The following is a 19,291-nucleotide window of genomic DNA, read 5'->3' on the forward strand; positions in this document are numbered from 1 at the left end:
GCCTAAAGGGGCTGAATCAGCCTTGTTTTTTGGTAACGGTTTCGACGATGTGCGACGGAGCCGTATTGTATTTTTTGAATTCCATAGAGTAGCTTGCGCGACCTTGGGACATGGAACGGACGTCGGTCGCATAACCGAACATCTCACCCAGCGGAACTTCAGCACGAATTACTTTGCCGGAGACCGTGTCTTCCATACCCAGGATCATGCCGCGACGACGGTTAAGGTCGCCCATCACGTCACCCATATAGTCTTCAGGCGTAACAACCTCTACCGCCATGATCGGCTCAAGCAACTCACCACCGCCCTTCTGGGCCAGTTGCTTGGTCGCCATGGAAGCAGCCACCTTAAACGCCATCTCGTTGGAGTCGACGTCGTGGTAGGAACCATCAAACACGGTAGCCTTCAGGCCGATCAGCGGATAGCCGGCAACTACGCCGTTCTTCATCTGCTCTTCGATACCCTTCTGGATAGCCGGGATGTATTCCTTAGGAACCACACCACCCACTACTTCGTTCAGGAATTGCAGACCTTCCTGACCTTCGTCAGCAGGAGCAAAACGAATCCAGCAGTGACCGAACTGGCCACGACCGCCGGACTGACGAACGAACTTGCCTTCAATTTCGCAGCTCTTCGTGATGCGCTCACGGTACGAAACTTGAGGCTTACCGATGTTGGCTTCGACGTTGAACTCACGGCGCATCCGGTCTACCAGGATGTCCAGGTGCAACTCGCCCATGCCGGAGATGATCGTTTGACCAGTCTCTTCATCAGTCTTGACGCGGAAAGATGGATCTTCCTGAGCAAGTTTGCCCAGAGCGATACCCATTTTTTCCTGGTCGTCCTTGGTCTTAGGCTCAACGGCAACCGAAATAACCGGCTCCGGGAAGTCCATGCGAACCAGGATGATTGGCTTGTCAGCGTTGCACAAAGTTTCACCCGTGGTGACGTCCTTCATGCCGATCAAGGCCGCGATGTCACCAGCGCGTACTTCCTTGATTTCTTCACGGGCGTTTGCGTGCATTTGCACCATACGACCCACGCGCTCTTTCTTGCCTTTAACCGAGTTGATCACGCCGTCGCCGGAGGCCAACACGCCCGAGTAAACGCGGACGAAGGTCAAGGTACCCACGAATGGGTCGGTAGCGATCTTGAACGCCAGAGCCGAGAACGGCTCGCTGTCGTCTGCGTGACGCTCCATTTCCTTGGTCTCGTCATCCGGGTCAGTACCCTTGATGGCAGGAATGTCGGTAGGAGCAGGCAGGTAGTCGATAACGGCGTCGAGAACCAGGGGAACACCCTTGTTCTTGAAGGAAGAACCGCAAACAGCCAGAACGATCTCGCCAGCGATAGTACGCTGACGCAGAGCGGCCTTGATTTCCGCGTTGGTGAGTTCTTCACCTTCGAGGTACTTGTTCATCAGCTCTTCGCTGGCTTCGGCTGCAGCCTCAATCATGTTGCCGCGCCATTCGTCAGCCAGTTCCTGCAATTCAGCAGGGATAGGCTTGCGAACAGGAACCATGCCTTTGTCGGAGTCATTCCAGTAAACAGCTTCCATGGCCATCAGATCGATCTGACCCTGGAAATTGTCTTCGGAACCGATAGCCAACTGGATTGGCACCGGGGTGTGACCCAGACGCTGCTTGATCTGACCGATCACGCGCAGGAAGTTCGCACCAGCACGGTCCATCTTGTTTACGTAAACAAGACGTGGAACGCCGTATTTGTTGGCCTGACGCCATACGGTTTCCGACTGAGGCTCAACACCCGAGGTACCGCAGAACACAACAACCGCGCCGTCGAGAACACGCAGGGAACGTTCAACTTCAATAGTGAAGTCAACGTGGCCCGGGGTGTCGATGACGTTGAAGCGGTATTGGTCTTTGTGCTGCTTCTCGGAACCCTGCCAGAAGGCGGTAATGGCAGCAGAAGTAATGGTAATACCACGCTCCTGCTCCTGCACCATCCAGTCGGTGGTCGCGGCGCCGTCATGCACCTCGCCCATTTTGTGACTTTTGCCAGTGTAAAAAAGGACGCGCTCGGTGGTGGTGGTTTTACCAGCATCCACGTGAGCTACGATACCAATGTTACGGTAGCGATTAATCGGTGTTGTACGAGCCATAAAGCCCTCGCAAAATTAGTGACGCTAAAATTAGAAGCGGTAGTGCGAGAAAGCCTTGTTGGCCTCAGCCATACGGTGCACGTCTTCACGCTTCTTAACTGCAGCACCTTTACCTTCAGCAGCGTCCAACAGTTCGCCAGCCAAACGCAGAGCCATAGACTTCTCGCCGCGCTTACGGGCGAAGTCTACCAACCAGCGCATTGCCAGAGCGTTACGACGGGACGGACGAACTTCGACCGGAACCTGGTAAGTAGCACCGCCTACACGGCGCGACTTTACTTCGACCAGCGGAGCGATGGCGTCGAGAGCTTTCTCGAAGATTTCCAGGGGGTCGCTGTTCTTGCGTTCTTTAACCTTTTCCAGCGCGCCATAAACGATACGCTCGGCAACGGCTTTCTTGCCGCTTTCCATCACGTGGTTCATGAACTTGGCCAGGATCTGGCTGCCGTATTTTGGATCGTCAAGCACTTCGCGCTTGGCTGCTACGCGTCTTCTTGGCATGGATAAGCCCTCAAACGGTCTTCAGGTTCGCTCGGAATCGGTGCCCTTTCGGGACGCCTCCGACCTTACTCTTATCGACTCAGAAAAATAGATGATTCAGTTTTTACAAAAAGCCACTACTACTTAGGCTTCTTGGTACCGTACTTCGAACGACCCTGGTTACGACCTTTAACGCCGGAAGTATCCAAAGAACCGCGAACGGTGTGGTAACGAACACCTGGCAAGTCTTTTACACGGCCGCCACGAATCAGTACGACGCTGTGCTCTTGCAGGTTGTGGCCTTCACCGCCGATGTACGAGGAAACCTCGAAACCGTTGGTCAGACGCACACGGCATACTTTACGCAGTGCCGAGTTAGGTTTTTTCGGCGTAGTGGTATACACACGGGTGCATACGCCACGACGTTGCGGGCAGTTCTGCAGCGCAGGCACGTCGGATTTCTCGACGATACGCTTACGCGGCTGACGTACCAGCTGGTTGATAGTTGCCATCTACTAGCTCCACTGTTGTCTTGCGACGCTATTGTCTTGCAAGAAAAGCAAAATGGCAGGAACGAATTCCCGCCAAATTTAGGGGTACAAGAGTCTAAAGAGGATCTTGCCCCCAGTCAAGGCAAGGCCCCGACCTCCCCACTCATCCAACCTCGACAATTTGTCTCGATTCGATGAACGGAATGGCCAGGGCCTCACACTCATTTATCGCAGAACTCAGTTACCGCTCGAGTTCAGCGCTTCGGTCAGTGCAGCTTCCACTTCACTGGCGCTTACGCGCAACGGTTTGTCAGCATCACGGCGGCGCTTACGCTCGCTGTGATAAGCCAGACCGGTACCCGCCGGGATCAGACGACCCACGACGACGTTTTCTTTCAGGCCGCGCAGGTAGTCGCGTTTGCCGGTTACCGCCGCTTCGGTCAGTACGCGAGTGGTTTCCTGGAAGGAAGCCGCCGAGATGAACGATTCGGTGGACAGCGATGCCTTGGTGATACCCAACAGTACGCGAGTGAACTTGGAAACGAATTTCTCGTCGCCAGCCAGACGCTCGTTCTCTACCAGAACGTGAGTCAATTCCATCTGGTCGCCCTTGATGAAACTGGAATCGCCGGATTCAGCGATCTCAACTTTACGCAGCATCTGACGCAGGATGGTCTCGATGTGCTTGTCGTTGATCTTCACGCCTTGCAGACGATAAACGTCCTGGATCTCGTTCACGATGTACTTGGCCAGCGCACTCACACCCAGCAGACGCAGGATGTCGTGTGGATCGCTCGGGCCGTCGGAGATAACTTCGCCGCGGTTTACCTGTTCGCCTTCGAAGACGTTCAGGTGGCGCCACTTCGGAATCAGCTCTTCGTACGGATCGCTACCGTCGTTCGGGGTGATAACCAGACGGCGCTTGCCTTTGGTCTCTTTACCGAACGCGATGGTGCCGCTGACTTCAGCCAGAATCGAGGCTTCTTTCGGACGACGGGCTTCGAACAAGTCGGCAACACGCGGCAGACCACCGGTGATGTCACGGGTCTTCGAAGTCTCTTGCGGAATACGAGCGATAACATCACCGATCGCGATTTTCGCACCGTCCGCCACACCGACAAGGGCGTTGGCAGGCAGGAAGTACTGAGCAATTACATCGGTACCCGGCAGCAAGAGATCCTTGCCGTTGTCATCAACCATCTTCACAGCAGGACGGATATCTTTACCGGCAGCTGGACGGTCTTTGGCGTCGAGTACTTCAATGTTGGTCATACCGGTCAATTCGTCAGTCTGACGCTTGATCGTGATGCCTTCTTCCATGCCCACGTAGGTCACGGTACCTTTCATTTCGGTAACGATTGGGTGAGTGTGCGGATCCCACTTGGCCACGATTGCGCCAGCGTCGACCTTGTCACCTTCCTTAACCGAAATCACAGCACCGTACGGCAGCTTGTAGCGCTCGCGCTCACGACCGAAGTCATCAGCGATTGCCAGCTCACCGGAACGGGATACAGCTACCAGGCAGCCATCCACTCGCTCAACGTGTTTCAGGTTGTGCAGACGGACGGTACCGCCATTCTTCACCTGAACGCTGTCGGCTGCGGAGGTCCGGCTTGCCGCACCACCGATGTGGAACGTACGCATGGTCAGCTGGGTACCCGGCTCACCGATGGACTGGGCAGCGATAACGCCGACCGCTTCACCGATGTTCACCTGGTGACCACGAGCCAAGTCACGGCCATAGCACTTGGCGCAGATGCCGTAGCGGGTTTCGCAGCTGATCGGCGAACGCACGATCACTTCGTCGATGCTGTTCAGCTCGATGAACTCGACCCACTTCTCGTCTACCAGCGTGCCGGCAGGAACGATAACTTCTTCGGTACCTGGCTTGAATACGTCACGGGCAATGACACGACCCAATACGCGCTCACCCAATGGCTCAACAACGTCACCGCCTTCAATGTGCGGAGTCATTACCAGGCCATGCTCGGTGCCGCAATCGATCTCGGTCACAACCAGATCCTGCGCCACGTCTACCAGACGACGAGTCAGGTAACCGGAGTTCGCAGTTTTCAACGCGGTATCCGCCAGACCTTTACGAGCACCGTGAGTCGAGATGAAGTACTGAAGTACGCTCAAACCTTCACGGAAGTTCGCAGTAATCGGCGTTTCGATGATGGAACCGTCCGGCTTGGCCATCAGGCCACGCATACCGGCCAGCTGACGGATCTGCGCAGCAGAACCCCGTGCACCCGAGTCGGCCATCATGTACATCGAGTTGAAAGACTCTTGGTCGACTTCGACGCCATGACGGTCGATGACTTTCTCTTTCGAGAGGTTGGCCATCATCGCCTTGGAAACTTCGTCGTTCGCCTTGGACCAAAGGTCGATCACTTTGTTGTACTTCTCGCCCTGGGTTACCAGGCCGGAGGCGTACTGACTTTCGATCTCTTTCACTTCGTCGGTGGCAGCACCGATGATGCGGGCTTTTTCATCCGGGATAACGAAGTCGTTAACACCGATGGAAACGCCGGAAATGGTCGAATAAGCAAAACCGGTGTACATCAACTGGTCAGCGAAGATCACGGTCTCTTTCAAACCAACCACGCGATAGCATTGGTTGATCAGCTTGGAGATCGCCTTTTTCTTCATCGGCTGGTTGACGACGTCGTACGACAGGCCAGGTGGAACAACCTGGAACAACAGCGCACGGCCGACAGTGGTGTCGACGATACGGGTGTTCTTGACGCTGCCACCGTCACGATCGTTAACGGTTTCGTTGATCCGCACTTTGACCTTGGCGTGCAGTGCGGCTTCGCCGGCACGGAACACACGGTCAACTTCCTGCAGATCCGCGAACACACGACCTTCGCCCTTGGCGTTGATCGCTTCACGAGTCATGTAGTACAGACCCAATACAACGTCCTGCGAAGGAACGATGATTGGCTCACCGTTGGCTGGCGACAGAATGTTGTTGGTCGACATCATCAACGCACGCGCTTCCAGCTGGGCTTCCAGCGTCAGCGGTACGTGCACGGCCATTTGGTCGCCGTCGAAGTCGGCGTTGTACGCAGCACAGACCAGAGGGTGCAGCTGGATAGCCTTACCTTCGATCAGTACTGGTTCGAACGCCTGGATACCCAGACGGTGAAGGGTCGGTGCACGGTTGAGGAGAACCGGGTGTTCACGGATCACTTCAGCGAGAACGTCCCAAACTTCCGGCAGCTCGCGCTCGACCATCTTCTTGGCTGCTTTGATGGTGGTCGCGAGACCACGCATTTCCAGCTTGCCGAAAATGAACGGCTTGAACAGCTCGAGAGCCATTTTCTTCGGCAGACCGCACTGGTGCAGACGCAGGGTCGGACCTACGGTAATTACCGAACGGCCGGAGTAGTCAACACGCTTACCGAGCAAGTTCTGACGGAAACGACCCTGCTTACCCTTGATCATGTCAGCCAGGGATTTCAGAGGACGCTTGTTCGAACCGGTGATGGCGCGACCACGACGACCGTTGTCGAGCAGTGCGTCGACGGCTTCCTGCAACATACGCTTTTCGTTGCGCACGATGATGTCCGGAGCGGACAGATCCAGCAGGCGCTTCAAGCGGTTGTTACGGTTGATCACTCGACGATAAAGATCGTTGAGGTCGGAAGTCGCGAAGCGACCGCCATCCAGCGGGACCAGTGGACGCAGATCTGGCGGCAGAACCGGCAGAACGGTCAGCACCATCCATTCTGGAAGGTTGCCGGAACCCTGGAAGGCTTCCATCAACTTCAGACGCTTGGACAGCTTCTTGATTTTGGTTTCGGAGTTGGTTTGCGGAATTTCTTCACGCAGACGGCCAATCTCGTGTTCCAGGTCGATAGCGTGCAGCAGTTCGCGGACAGCTTCGGCACCCATGCGGGCATCGAAATCGTCGCCGAACTCTTCCAGCGCTTCGAAATACTGCTCGTCGTTCAGCAGCTGACCCTTTTCAAGGGTGGTCATGCCTGGATCGATAACGACATAGCTCTCGAAGTAGAGAACGCGCTCGATATCACGCAGGGTCATGTCCATCAGCAAACCGATACGCGACGGCAGCGATTTCAGGAACCAGATGTGGGCAACTGGCGAGGCCAGTTCGATGTGCGCCATGCGCTCACGACGAACTTTAGCCAGCGCGACTTCAACGCCGCACTTCTCGCAGATCACACCACGATGCTTCAAGCGCTTGTACTTACCGCACAGGCACTCGTAATCCTTTACCGGGCCAAAGATCTTGGCGCAGAACAGGCCGTCACGCTCAGGTTTGAACGTACGGTAGTTGATGGTTTCCGGCTTTTTAACTTCACCGAACGACCACGAACGGATCATCTCAGGCGATGCCAATCCAATACGGATGGCGTCGAACTCTTCGACTTGACCCTGGTTTTTCAGCAAATTCAGTAGGTCTTTCAAGGCCTTTCCTCCTGGCGGAGCAGAGAGCGGGCAATCCTGCCCCGCTCTCGATTCGCGTCACGTGTTATTCGGTTTCCAGATCGATATCGATGCCGAGGGAACGAATTTCCTTGATCAACACGTTGAAGGACTCGGGCATGCCCGGCTCCATACGGTGATCGCCATCCACGATGTTTTTGTACATCTTGGTACGGCCGTTCACATCGTCCGACTTCACTGTGAGCATTTCTTGCAGAGTGTAAGCAGCACCGTATGCTTCCAGTGCCCAGACCTCCATCTCCCCGAAACGCTGACCACCGAACTGCGCCTTACCACCCAGCGGCTGCTGGGTAACCAGGCTGTACGAACCGGTAGAACGAGCGTGCATCTTGTCGTCTACCAAGTGGTTCAGCTTCAGCATGTACATATAGCCAACAGTAACCGGGCGCTCGAACTTGTTGCCGGTACGGCCGTCGGTCAGCTGCATCTGGCCGCTTTCTGGCAGGTCTGCCAGTTTCAGCATGGCCTTGATTTCGCTTTCCTTGGCACCGTCGAACACTGGAGTGGCCATTGGAACGCCGCCACGCAGGTTCTTCGCCAGATCCAGGATTTCCTGGTCGGAGAAGCTATCCAGATCTTCGTTACGGCCGCCGATCTGGTTGTAGATCTCGTCGAGGAATTTACGAAGCTCGGCGACTTTGCGCTGCTCTTCGATCATCCGGTTGATCTTCTCGCCCAGACCTTTGGCCGCGAGGCCGAGGTGGGTTTCAAGGATCTGACCAACGTTCATACGCGAAGGTACGCCCAACGGGTTGAGGACGACGTCGACCGGGGTGCCATTGGCATCGTGCGGCATGTCTTCAACCGGCATGATCACGGAGACCACACCTTTGTTACCGTGACGACCGGCCATCTTGTCGCCCGGCTGGATGCGACGACGGATTGCCAGGTAAACCTTGACGATTTTCAGCACGCCTGGAGCCAGGTCATCGCCCTGCTGCAGTTTGCGCTTCTTGTCTTCGAACTTGTCGTCCAGCAGACGGCGGCGATCAACGATATAGGCCTGAGCCTTCTCGAGCTGCTCGTTCAGAGCATCTTCAGCCATGCGCAGTTTGAACCACTGACCATGCTCAAGACCGTCGAGAACTTCGTCGGTGATGTCCTGACCTTTCTTCAGACCGGCGCCGCCTTCGGCTTTGTGGCCGACCAGAGCGGAACGCAGACGTTCGAAAGTGGCGCCTTCAACGATACGGAACTCTTCGTTCAGATCCTTGCGGATCTCGTCGAGTTGAGTCTTCTCGATCGACAGTGCACGAGCATCACGCTCAACGCCGTCGCGGGTGAAGACCTGTACGTCGATGACAGTGCCCTTGGTGCCGGTAGGCACGCGCAGGGAGGTGTCTTTAACGTCGCTGGCTTTTTCACCGAAGATGGCACGCAGCAGTTTTTCTTCCGGAGTCAGTTGGGTCTCGCCTTTCGGAGTGACCTTACCAACCAGGATGTCGCCTGCGCCAACTTCAGCACCTACGTAAACGATACCGGCTTCGTCCAGCTTGTTCAGTGCAGCTTCACCCACGTTCGGGATGTCTGCAGTGATTTCCTCTGGCCCAAGCTTGGTGTCACGTGCCACACAGGTCAGTTCCTGAATGTGGATCGTGGTGAAGCGATCTTCCTGAACCACACGCTCGGACAGGCAGATGGAGTCTTCGAAGTTGAAGCCGTTCCATGCCATGAACGCGATACGCATGTTCTGACCCAGAGCCAGCTCACCCATATCGGTGGACGGACCGTCAGCCATGATGTCGCTGCGCTGAACCCGATCACCTTTACGCACCAGCGGACGCTGGTTGATGCAGGTGTTCTGGTTGGAGCGGGTGTACTTGGTCAGGTTGTAGATGTCGACACCAGCTTCGCCGGTTTCAACTTCGTCATCAGCAACACGAACCACGATACGGCTGGCATCGACGGAATCGATAACGCCGCCACGACGAGCCACGACGCAAACGCCGGAGTCACGAGCTACGTTACGCTCCATGCCAGTACCTACCAGCGGCTTGTCAGCGCGCAGGGTTGGTACAGCTTGACGCTGCATGTTCGAACCCATCAACGCACGGTTGGCGTCGTCGTGCTCGAGGAACGGGATCAGCGACGCTGCAACCGAAACTACCTGCTTCGGCGATACGTCCATCAAGGTGACGTCTTCCGGCGCCTTGACGGTGAACTCGTTCAAGTGACGAACAGCTACCAGCTCGTCGATCAGGACTTTCTTGTCGTTCATCGTGGCCGAAGCCTGAGCGATCACGTGATCAGCTTCTTCGATGGCAGACAGGAACACGATCTCGTCGGTGACCAGAGCGTCTTTCACCACGCGGTACGGGCTCTCGAGGAAGCCGTACTGGTTGGTGCGCGCATAAGCGGCCAGGGAGTTGATCAGACCGATGTTCGGACCTTCCGGCGTTTCAATCGGGCATACACGACCGTAGTGAGTCGGGTGTACGTCACGCACTTCAAAGCCAGCACGCTCACGGGTCAAACCGCCAGGGCCGAGTGCAGACACACGACGCTTGTGGGTGATCTCGGACAGCGGGTTGTTCTGGTCCATGAACTGGGAAAGCTGGCTGGAACCGAAGAACTCTTTCACCGCCGCAGCCACTGGCTTGGCGTTGATCAGGTCTTGCGGCATCAGGCCTTCGCTTTCAGCCATCGACAGACGCTCTTTGACCGCACGCTCAACACGTACCAGGCCAACGCGGAACTGGTTCTCGGCCATTTCGCCTACGCAGCGAACACGACGGTTACCCAGGTGGTCGATGTCATCGACGATGCCTTTACCGTTACGGATGTCGACCAGAGTCTTCAGTACCGCGACGATGTCTTCTTTGCACAACACGCCCGAACCTTCGATCTCGGTACGACCGATACGACGGTTGAACTTCATCCGGCCGACCGCAGACAGGTCATAGCGCTCAGGGCTGAAGAACAGGTTGTTGAACAGGGTCTCGGCAGCGTCTTTGGTTGGCGGCTCGCCTGGACGCATCATGCGATAGATCTCGACCAGCGCTTCCAATTGGTTGCTGGTGGAGTCGATCTTCAGGGTGTCGGAGACGAACGGACCGCAGTCGATATCGTTGGTGTACAGAGTCTCGATGCGAACAACCTGGGCCTTGGCGATTTTTGCCAGGATCTCGGTGTTCAGCTCGGTGTTGCACTCTGCCAGGATTTCGCCGGTTGCCGGATGCACGATGGCCTTGGCGGTAGTGCGACCCAGAACGTACTCCAGAGGCACGTCAAGGGTCTTGAGACCGGCTTTTTCGATCTGGTTGATGTGGCGCGCAGTAATACGGCGACCAGCCTCAACGATGACCTTGCCCTTCTCGTCCTGAATATCAAGAACAGCGATTTCACCACGCAGACGCGAAGCAATCAGTTCCAGACTGAGGGTTTCGCCGCTCAGGTGGAAAACGTTGGTGGTGTAGAACGCGTCGAGCACTTCTTCAGTGGTATAGCCGAGCGCGCGCAGCAGTACCGATGCAGGCAGCTTGCGACGACGGTCGATACGCACGAACACGCAGTCTTTCGGGTCGAACTCGAAGTCCAGCCACGAACCGCGGTAAGGAATGATGCGCGCGGAGTACAGCAGTTTGCCGGAGCTGTGCGTCTTGCCACGGTCGTGGTCGAAGAACACGCCCGGGGAACGGTGCAGCTGGGAAACGATTACACGCTCGGTACCGTTGATTACGAAGGTACCGTTCTCAGTCATCAGGGGGATTTCACCCATGTAGACTTCTTGCTCTTTGATGTCCTTGATCGCTTTGTTCGACGATTCTTTGTCGAAAATGATCAGGCGCACTTTTACCCGCAAAGGTACGGCGTAAGTTACACCGCGCAATACGCATTCTTTGACATCAAATGCCGGTTCGCCCAGGCGATAACCGACGTACTCCAGCGCAGCATTGCCGGAGTAGCTGATGATCGGGAAAACGGATTTGAAGGCCGCATGCAGGCCCACGTCGCGGAACTGATCTTTAGTCGCTCCCGCCTGCAAGAATTCACGATACGAATCCAGCTGGATTGCCAGGAGATACGGCACATCCATGACGTCCGGCAACTTGCTAAAGTCCTTGCGGATACGTTTTTTCTCAGTATATGAGTAAGCCATCAGCGTTCCCCAGCTTGGTCACCTGCTTGTTTGGCCCCTCCCGACGGGAGCAGCCAGAAAATCGTGCAAACCCCATGGTTTGCGCCACCGCATCGGGTGGTTACAGCTCGTTACCAGCACCGACCCAGTCGGTTGCCAATAACGGAAAAAGGCCGGTGGCAAGAGCCACCAGCCATCAGCCTTTCGCTTAACGCTCGGGCTGGAGGAGCAAAGTCGATGCTTACTTCAGCTCGACTTTAGCGCCTGCTTCTTCCAGAGTAGCTTTGGCTTTGTCAGCTGCGTCTTTGGCAACAGCTTCCAGAACCATGGCAGGAGCGCCGTCAACTACAGCCTTGGCTTCTTTCAGGCCCAGACCGGTCAGTTCACGTACTGCCTTGATCACGTTAACTTTCTTCTCGCCAGCTTCGGTCAGCATGACGTTGAATTCAGTTTGTTCTTCAACAACGGCAGCAACAGCGGCTGGACCAGCGGAAGCAGCGGCAGCGGAAACGCCGAACTTCTCTTCCATGGCCTTGATCAGCTCAACGATTTCCAGAACGGATTTTTCGCCGATTGCTTCGATGATTTGGTCGTTAGTCAGAGACATGACTATAAATTCCTGTATTGGGGTGACAGCCTACGCGGCCATCGAAATAAACAATAAACGCTGAAAGGAGTCGCTCAGCCTTAGGCTGCGGCAGCTTCTTTCTGGTCGCGAAGGGCCGCCAGAGTACGAGCCAATTTGCTGGTTGCGCCTTGAATCACGCTCATCAGCTGAGAAATTGCTTCGTCACGGGTCGGCAGACTTGCCAGTACGTCGATCTGATTAGCTGCGAGGAACTTGCCCTCGAACGCAGCTGCCTTGATCTCGAACTTATCCTGACCTTTTGCGAATTCTTTGAAGATACGAGCAGCAGCGCCCGGATGTTCTTTAGAGAATGCAATCAAGGTCGGGCCAGTGAACACGTCGTTGAGCACGTCATATTGAGTGCCGGCAACGGCGCGCTTGAGCAGGGTGTTACGTACAACACGTACGTAAACGCCAGCTTCACGAGCCTCTTTACGGAGTCCGGTCATAGCGCCTACTGTCACACCGCGGGCATCAGCCACAACAGCAGACAGGGCAACATTGGCAGCCTCGTTGACTTCAGCGACGATGGCCTTCTTGTCTTCGAGTTTAATTGCCACGGGTTTAACTCCTGCTTGTTACCGTTTCATCCAACCGAAGCCGGATGTCGTTTTGGTGTCTGATTCGGTAAGGAACCGGGAGCACCATCTGCGTAGGCTTGAGGTTTAAGACTTGCGTCGCCTACGGTCTTGGATAGCCCCCGCCAGGCAGGGACCCCAATCTTTCAATTGGCGCAATCGCTTGCGCCAACCTGTGTCTTACGCGTCGAGCGAGCTTTGGTCGATGACCAGACCTGGGCCCATAGTGGTGCTCAGGGTAACGCGCTTGACGTAAATGCCTTTCGAGGAAGCTGGCTTGATACGCTTCAGATCAGCGATCAGGGCCTCAACGTTTTCCTTCAGCTTGACGGCGTCGAAGCCGATCTTGCCAACGGAAGTGTGGATGATGCCGTTTTTGTCGGTGCGATAACGAACCTGACCAGCCTTGGCGTTCTTAACCGCGGTAGCTACGTCTGGGGTTACGGTGCCGACTTTAGGGTTAGGCATCAGGCCACGTGGACCGAGGATCTGACCCAACTGACCTACAACGCGCATTGCATCCGGGGATGCGATAACTACGTCATAGTTCAGGTCGCCGCCTTTCATTTCGGCAGCCAGGTCGTCCATGCCTACACGGTCAGCGCCGGCAGCCAGAGCGGCCTCAGCAGCTGGACCTTGGGTGAACACAGCAACGCGAACAGTCTTGCCAGTGCCGTGTGGCAGCACAGTAGCGCTACGAACGACCTGGTCGGATTTACGCGGGTCAACACCCAGGTTCACAGCAACGTCGAACGACTCGCTGAACTTGACAGTCGACAGCTCAGCCAGCAGGGCAGCAGCGTCTACAAAGTTGTAGGCCTTGCCTGCTTCGATTTTGCCGGCGATAGCCTTTTGACGCTTGGTCAACTTAGCCATTACACACCCTCCACGTTAAGGCCCATGCTACGAGCAGAACCGGCGATGGTGCGCACGGCTGCTTCCATATCAGCTGCAGTCAGATCCGCGTTTTTAACTTTCGCGATATCTTCCAGCTGAGCACGAGTTACGGTGCCAACCTTAACGGTGTTCGGACGAGCGGAACCGCTAGTCAGACCGGCCGCCTTCTTCAGCAGAACCGAAGCAGGGGTGGATTTGGTTTCGAAAGTGAAGCTACGGTCGCTGTAGACAGTGATGATCACTGGAGTCGGCAGACCTGGCTCAATACCCTGAGTACGGGCGTTGAAGGCCTTGCAGAATTCCATGATGTTCACGCCGTGCTGACCCAGAGCAGGACCAACAGGTGGGCTTGGGTTAGCCTGAGCGGCCTTCACTTGCAGCTTGATGTAAGCGGTAATCTTCTTGGCCATGAGGCACTCCAATTACGGGTTCGAACGCCTCGAAAGGCTCCCCGGTTACTTGCGCGTTTATCCCAGTGACGACAAAACCCCACAGCCTAGGGCTGCGGGGTTGGGATGCTTGCCCAGCTAGACCTTTTCGACCTGGCTGAACTCGAGCTCTACCGGAGTAGAGCGACCGAAAATGAGCACTGCCACTTGGATCCGGCTCTTCTCGTAGTTAACTTCTTCAACCGTGCCGGTAAAATCGGCAAACGGCCCGTCATTGACACGTACCGACTCGCCCGGCTCGAACAACGTCTTCGGCTTCGGCTTGTCACTACCATCAGCAACACGACGCAGAATCGCTTCTGCCTCTTTATCTGTGATCGGTGCAGGCTTATCAGCAGTACCGCCGATGAAACCCATCACCCGAGGAGTATCCTTGACCAAGTGCCAAGTACCCTCGTTCATGTCCATCTGAACCAGCACATAACCTGGGAAGAACTTGCGCTCGCTTTTGCGCTTCTGGCCATTACGCATTTCAACCACTTCTTCAGTGGGAACCAGAATTTCGCCAAAGCCATCTTCCATGCCAGCCAGCTTTACGCGCTCTACTAACGAGCGCATGACATGCTTCTCGTAACCGGAGTAAGCATGCACAACGTACCAACGCTTAGCCACGGGACACCCTTAGCCGACAATCAAGGAAACAAGCCAGCCGAGCAGGGAATCAAGCCCCCACAACAGCAACGCCATAACCAGAACAACAGCCACAACAATCAACGTGGTCTGCGTGGTTTCTTGGCGAGTTGGCCATACGACTTTACGAATCTCGGTGCGAGCTTCCTTAACCAGTACGAAGAAAGACTTGCCCTTGACCGTCTGCAGGCCTACAAAGGCAGCTACAGCGGCGATGACAAGTAATGCAAGTACGCGGTACAGGATCGGCGAAGCAGAGTAATACTGATTGCCAACAACGCCAACAACCACCAAAGCGACTACTACTAGCCACTTGAGCAGATCGAAGCGAGAGCCTTGAGCTTCAGCTTTAGGAGTCATCTATGAAGATCCTGTGAAAAGAAAGCCAGACACACCAAGTGAATCTGGCAGGTCAGGAGGGAATCGAACCCCCAACCTACGGTTTTGGAGACCGTCGCTCTGCCAATTGAGCTACTGACCTAAAACAAAATCAGGCCGACCATTATGCCGGCCCGAAAAAGACATTACAACAACTTACTCGATGACTTTGGCCACAACACCAGCGCCGACGGTACGACCGCCTTCACGGATGGCAAAACGCAGACCATCTTCCATCGCAATGGTTTTGATCAGTGTAACGGTCATCTGAACGTTATCACCTGGCATCACCATCTCAACACCTTCTGGCAGCTCGCAGTTACCAGTCACATCAGTCGTACGGAAGTAGAACTGCGGACGATAACCCTTGAAGAATGGCGTATGACGACCACCCTCCTCCTTGCTCAGAACGTAAACCTCAGCAGTGAACTTGGTATGCGGCTTGACGGTGCCCGGCTTGACCAGAACCTGGCCACGCTCAACATCATCACGCTTGGTACCACGCAGCAAAACGCCGCAGTTCTCGCCAGCACGACCTTCGTCGAGCAGCTTGCGGAACATCTCAACACCAGTACAAGTAGTTTTGACAGTGTCACGAAGACCAACAATCTCAACTTCTTCCTGAATGCGGACAATGCCACGCTCAACACGACCAGTCACAACAGTACCGCGACCGGAGATCGAGAACACATCCTCGATCGGCATCAGGAACGGCTTGTCGATAGCACGCTCAGGCTGCGGAATGTAGCTATCCAGAGTCTCGACCAACTTTTTGACGGCAGTGGTACCCATCTCATTGTCATCTTGACCGTTCAACGCCATCAGCGCAGAACCAATGATGATCGGAGTGTCATCACCTGGGAAATCGTAGGTGCTCAGCAGGTCGCGCACTTCCATCTCAACCAGTTCCAGCAGCTCGGCGTCGTCAACCATGTCAGCCTTGTTCAGGAAGACAACGATGTACGGAACGCCAACCTGGCGGGACAACAGGATGTGCTCACGGGTTTGAGGCATCGGACCATCAGCGGCCGAGCAAACCAGAATCGCACCATCCATCTGAGCTGCACCGGTGATCATGTTTTTTACGTAGTCGGCGTGACCAGGGCAGTCAACGTGTGCGTAGTGACGCACGGCCGAATCATATTCAACGTGAGCGGTGTTGATGGTGATACCACGAGCTTTTTCTTCAGGGGCGCTATCGATCTTGTCGAAGTCAACCTTTGCCGAGCCGAAAACTTCGGAGCAGACGCGGGTCAAGGCTGCAGTCAAAGTAGTTTTACCGTGGTCGACGTGACCAATGGTACCCACGTTGACGTGCGGCTTATTACGTTCGAACTTTTCCTTAGCCATCAAAATCACCCCTAGGAGAAGAATTGAGCAGGTCAAACAAGCCATTAAAACAAAGGCAGATATTTTCATATCTGCCTTGTTATATGGAGCTCTTGAGCGGATTTGAACCGCTGACCTCACCCTTACCAAGGGTGTGCTCTACCAACTGAGCTACAAGAGCGTAACACTGTGCAGGACCTGCAAACTTGGAGCGGGTAGCGGGAATCGAACCCGCATCATCAGCTTGGAAGGCTGAGGTTCTACCACTAAACTATACCCGCGGAGCTTGCAGCTCTCGCTAAAAATGGTGGAGGGGGAAGGATTCGAACCTTCGAAGTCGTAGACGTCAGATTTACAGTCTGATCCCTTTGGCCGCTCGGGAACCCCTCCTAAGCGAGCCGGCATTCTATATCATGCCAGCCTTCTGTCAAGCATTTTCTCATTAAAAACCTGAGGTTAGCTGCGTTGACCTCGCTTTGCACCGTAGACCTTTAAAGGTCTTCACTGCGAAGCGGGCGCCATTCTATGCAAACTATTCAGCGGGTGCAACCCCCTCGCATGGCATTATTTTATGTTTTAACTCATTGAATTCTCTAGAAAGGTTTTGCAGCTGCAGATCATCCAGCCATCGCCGACTTTCTGGGGCCACACGCACCCAGTAACCAGCAAGCTCGGGGAGATCCTTTGGCAGGGGCTGATATTTGATCTCCATGCCATTCAAGCGTCGCTCAACAGCCTGAAGGGCCTCTGGGCGAACAAAACCACCCAAATACAAACAGCTATTGTCCACCTGAGCAGCCTTTCCTTTGTCCCTGGATGCATCAGCCGCCTCGCTCAACAAGCGAATATCCTGCTGAGCCCCCCGGTACAAACTCAAGGGGGTGACATCCTTCGCGCGCAGAGGAGCCTCTTGTTGGTGCCAGATGTAATAGAAGACGTTGAGCACAAGCAGCAGCAGGAACAACCAACGCATACGAACCTCAGGACAAAGGACATGCCATAGCCAAACCTACAAATACCAGATCCGGAACCACCCTGGCTTCAGGCACGATCTCGGAAACCAGCCCCGCATCCCCCCCGGTAAGGAATACAGAAAAATCTGCCCCCCAGTAACTACGCGCAAGCTCTAACTGAGTCAGAACAAACCCCCTGAGCATGAGCAAACACCCCCGCTCAACTGCTTCGACGGTTGTCCGCCCAGGAACGAGACTTTCCAGAGCGCGCTCTGCAGCGAGATCGCCATAACGAATTTTACGTGTATGGGTACGCAACTGATTCCGCATCAACGGCATACCTGGACAAATGAATCCTCCGAGATGCTCTCCATCACCGGCGACGTAATCCGCAGTGACAGCAGTACCGAAATCCAGCACCAGGCAAGCACGCGATGCCAAATGGAATCCTCCAAGCATCGCCAACCAACGATCTAGCCCCAGGCGCTCGAACTCTTCATAGCCATTGCGAACCCCCAACATTTCGCGAGCGGGCGTCGCGCAAGCTACCGACACTCCAAAAGTCTCTGTCAGCAGAGAAACCAACGCACCGGTTTCCTCTGCCGTTCTGACACTAACCAGCCGACAGAACTTGAGAGCCAGCCCCTTGAGCGCATTCAAACTCTCCAGCAATGCGAGATTCGAATCGACGACTCCTTCACCGACCGCCTGACAGGCATCCGCGCCAAGTACTCGCCACTTAATGAAACTGTTTCCGCAGTCGAGCTCAAGAATCATCACGCAACCTCAAGCTGAGCTCACCACCGCTAAATACTTTTTCCACACCACCCACCTTCAAGCGCAGAGCCCCTTGCCTATCGATACCCAGCACTTCGCCATCTATCTGGTTAACGCCAGCGATCAACGACACCGCCCGCCCCTGCCATAGATGATTCTGCTCCCACTCAGCTTGAATAGCAGGAAATCCGTCGACCTGATGCCGCCCCAAATACACCTGGAGCATCTGGCCCAGCCGAGCGACCAGATGATTACGATCAAATGCGCGCCCCGACTCGAGCCGCATGGACGTCCACTGCTGATCAACCTCATCGGTCATCTGCATATTCACATTAATTCCAACACCCAGCACCACGTGACACACATCAGCGGGATCCCCGACCAATTCGAGTAATATTCCCGCGATTTTTTTCTGACCCACCAGAACATCGTTCGGCCACTTCAAGCCCGCATCCGAAACACCCAGCTCTTTCAAGGTTTGCATGACGGCAAGCCCGACAACAAGGCTCAAGCCTTCGAGCTGGCGCAGACCACCATCAATACGCAGCACCAGACTGTAATAGACATTTTCCGCGAAAGGACTCACCCACTTACGCCCACGGCGCCCACGTCCAGACGTCTGCCGCTCGGCAAGCACAAGAAATGGCGCTGCCTGGCCACGATCAATTGCACGCAACGCTTCAGCATTAGTGGAGTCAATTGAGTCGAAAACAAGAATGGGCCAATCACAAGAAGGGGCTTGCTCTGCAATCGCGACAGAATCAAGCAGCGTCAACGGCGAAGCCAGTTGATAACCGCGCCCTCGCACCTTGTGGATGGACAAGCCAAGCTCAGCTTCTAAAAGCTGAAGCTGTTTCCATACAGCGCTACGACTGACACCCAAAGCGGCGCCCAGGGCCTGACCTGAATGAAATCGGCCATCCTTCAGAAGCTTTAACAATGTCAGCATGCAAGTCCCGCCTCACAATGAGGCCCGCATGATAGCTACGCCTTGAGTTGTTGCATAGAAACCGTACCAGGCAGAT

15 protein-coding genes and 4 tRNA genes are annotated in these 19,291 nt (G+C 55.1%); all 19 read right to left on the reverse strand.

Annotation, left to right across the window (positions count from 1 at the left end):
- Positions 1-16: 16 nt before the first annotated feature.
- Positions 17-2,122: an elongation factor G gene (gene fusA / locus ACM6I5_RS14610; RefSeq protein ID WP_017341072.1), complete on the reverse strand. Its 2,106-nt coding sequence runs from the start codon at positions 2,120-2,122 to the stop codon at positions 17-19.
- A gap of 30 nt (positions 2,123-2,152) precedes the next feature.
- Positions 2,153-2,623 (reverse strand): 30S ribosomal protein S7, encoded by a 471-nt coding sequence (gene rpsG / locus ACM6I5_RS14615; RefSeq protein ID WP_002555493.1) that lies wholly within the window; start codon positions 2,621-2,623, stop codon positions 2,153-2,155.
- Positions 2,624-2,742: 119 nt separating this feature from the next.
- Complete coding sequence (rpsL, locus tag ACM6I5_RS14620; protein WP_002555494.1) at positions 2,743-3,114, reverse strand: 30S ribosomal protein S12; 372 nt, start codon at positions 3,112-3,114, stop codon at positions 2,743-2,745.
- Positions 3,115-3,330: 216 nt separating this feature from the next.
- On the reverse strand, positions 3,331-7,530 hold the full coding sequence (gene rpoC, locus ACM6I5_RS14625; protein ID WP_017341073.1) for a DNA-directed RNA polymerase subunit beta': 4,200 nt from the start codon (positions 7,528-7,530) through the stop codon (positions 3,331-3,333).
- A 64-nt stretch (positions 7,531-7,594) separates the two neighbouring features.
- Positions 7,595-11,668 carry a DNA-directed RNA polymerase subunit beta gene (rpoB, locus tag ACM6I5_RS14630; RefSeq protein WP_017341074.1) on the reverse strand — a complete coding sequence of 1,358 codons (4,074 nt, stop codon included), beginning with the start codon at positions 11,666-11,668 and terminating at the stop codon, positions 7,595-7,597.
- 220 nt (positions 11,669-11,888) lie between these two features.
- The gene (rplL, locus tag ACM6I5_RS14635; protein WP_017341075.1) at positions 11,889-12,254 is read right to left on the reverse strand and encodes a 50S ribosomal protein L7/L12; all 366 of its coding nucleotides are present in this window, start codon (positions 12,252-12,254) and stop codon (positions 11,889-11,891) included.
- Between the two features lie 80 nt (positions 12,255-12,334).
- The gene (gene rplJ, locus ACM6I5_RS14640; RefSeq protein ID WP_007896629.1) at positions 12,335-12,835 is read right to left on the reverse strand and encodes a 50S ribosomal protein L10; all 501 of its coding nucleotides are present in this window, start codon (positions 12,833-12,835) and stop codon (positions 12,335-12,337) included.
- A 198-nt stretch (positions 12,836-13,033) separates the two neighbouring features.
- A complete protein-coding gene (gene rplA, locus ACM6I5_RS14645; RefSeq protein ID WP_003186095.1) occupies positions 13,034-13,729 on the reverse strand; it encodes a 50S ribosomal protein L1 in 696 nt (231 codons plus the stop codon).
- A complete protein-coding gene (gene rplK / locus ACM6I5_RS14650) occupies positions 13,729-14,160 on the reverse strand; it encodes a 50S ribosomal protein L11 (protein WP_017341076.1) in 432 nt (143 codons plus the stop codon). The genes rplA and rplK overlap by 1 nt, the downstream gene beginning before the upstream one ends.
- Positions 14,161-14,277: 117 nt before the next feature.
- Entirely contained in the window at positions 14,278-14,811 is a 534-nt protein-coding gene (nusG, locus tag ACM6I5_RS14655) for a transcription termination/antitermination protein NusG (RefSeq protein ID WP_007896622.1), read from the reverse strand.
- A gap of 9 nt (positions 14,812-14,820) precedes the next feature.
- Positions 14,821-15,189, reverse strand: a complete 369-nt coding sequence (gene secE, locus ACM6I5_RS14660) for a preprotein translocase subunit SecE (RefSeq protein WP_007896620.1) — start codon at positions 15,187-15,189, stop codon at positions 14,821-14,823.
- Between the two features lie 45 nt (positions 15,190-15,234).
- Positions 15,235-15,310: transfer RNA gene (locus tag ACM6I5_RS14665), tRNA-Trp, on the reverse strand.
- A gap of 53 nt (positions 15,311-15,363) precedes the next feature.
- Complete coding sequence (tuf, locus tag ACM6I5_RS14670; RefSeq protein ID WP_007896619.1) at positions 15,364-16,557, reverse strand: elongation factor Tu; 1,194 nt, start codon at positions 16,555-16,557, stop codon at positions 15,364-15,366.
- Between the two features lie 84 nt (positions 16,558-16,641).
- A tRNA-Thr gene (locus ACM6I5_RS14675) sits at positions 16,642-16,717 on the reverse strand.
- 26 nt (positions 16,718-16,743) lie between these two features.
- Positions 16,744-16,817, reverse strand: a tRNA-Gly gene (locus tag ACM6I5_RS14680).
- Between the two features lie 24 nt (positions 16,818-16,841).
- Positions 16,842-16,926: transfer RNA gene (locus ACM6I5_RS14685), tRNA-Tyr, on the reverse strand.
- Between the two features lie 142 nt (positions 16,927-17,068).
- The gene (locus ACM6I5_RS14690) at positions 17,069-17,509 is read right to left on the reverse strand and encodes a hypothetical protein (protein WP_414884127.1); all 441 of its coding nucleotides are present in this window, start codon (positions 17,507-17,509) and stop codon (positions 17,069-17,071) included.
- A 7-nt stretch (positions 17,510-17,516) separates the two neighbouring features.
- Entirely contained in the window at positions 17,517-18,266 is a 750-nt protein-coding gene (locus tag ACM6I5_RS14695; RefSeq protein ID WP_017341080.1) for a pantothenate kinase, read from the reverse strand.
- Entirely contained in the window at positions 18,256-19,215 is a 960-nt protein-coding gene (gene birA, locus ACM6I5_RS14700) for a bifunctional biotin--[acetyl-CoA-carboxylase] ligase/biotin operon repressor BirA (RefSeq protein ID WP_414884128.1), read from the reverse strand. The genes ACM6I5_RS14695 and birA overlap by 11 nt, the downstream gene beginning before the upstream one ends.
- Positions 19,216-19,291 lie beyond the last annotated feature (76 nt).

The sequence above is a fragment of the Pseudomonas sp. IT-P171 genome (assembly GCF_949767765.1).
Taxonomy (GTDB): Bacteria; Pseudomonadota; Gammaproteobacteria; order Pseudomonadales; family Pseudomonadaceae; genus Aquipseudomonas; species Aquipseudomonas fluorescens_B.

Coding starts and splice junctions, on each gene's coding strand:
- fusA (WP_017341072.1), bottom strand. CDS start 2,122: ATGGCTCGTACAACACCGATTAATCGCTACCGTAACATTGGTATCGTA.
- rpsG (WP_002555493.1), bottom strand. CDS start 2,623: ATGCCAAGAAGACGCGTAGCAGCCAAGCGCGAAGTGCTTGACGATCCA.
- rpsL (WP_002555494.1), bottom strand. CDS start 3,114: ATGGCAACTATCAACCAGCTGGTACGTCAGCCGCGTAAGCGTATCGTC.
- rpoB (WP_017341074.1), bottom strand. CDS start 11,668: ATGGCTTACTCATATACTGAGAAAAAACGTATCCGCAAGGACTTTAGC.
- rplL (WP_017341075.1), bottom strand. CDS start 12,254: ATGTCTCTGACTAACGACCAAATCATCGAAGCAATCGGCGAAAAATCC.
- rplA (WP_003186095.1), bottom strand. CDS start 13,729: ATGGCTAAGTTGACCAAGCGTCAAAAGGCTATCGCCGGCAAAATCGAA.
- rplK (WP_017341076.1), bottom strand. CDS start 14,160: ATGGCCAAGAAGATTACCGCTTACATCAAGCTGCAAGTGAAGGCCGCT.
- secE (WP_007896620.1), bottom strand. CDS start 15,189: ATGACTCCTAAAGCTGAAGCTCAAGGCTCTCGCTTCGATCTGCTCAAG.
- tuf (WP_007896619.1), bottom strand. CDS start 16,557: ATGGCTAAGGAAAAGTTCGAACGTAATAAGCCGCACGTCAACGTGGGT.
- ACM6I5_RS14690 (WP_414884127.1), bottom strand. CDS start 17,509: ATGCGTTGGTTGTTCCTGCTGCTGCTTGTGCTCAACGTCTTCTATTAC.
- ACM6I5_RS14695 (WP_017341080.1), bottom strand. CDS start 18,266: ATGATTCTTGAGCTCGACTGCGGAAACAGTTTCATTAAGTGGCGAGTA.
- birA (WP_414884128.1), bottom strand. CDS start 19,215: ATGCTGACATTGTTAAAGCTTCTGAAGGATGGCCGATTTCATTCAGGT.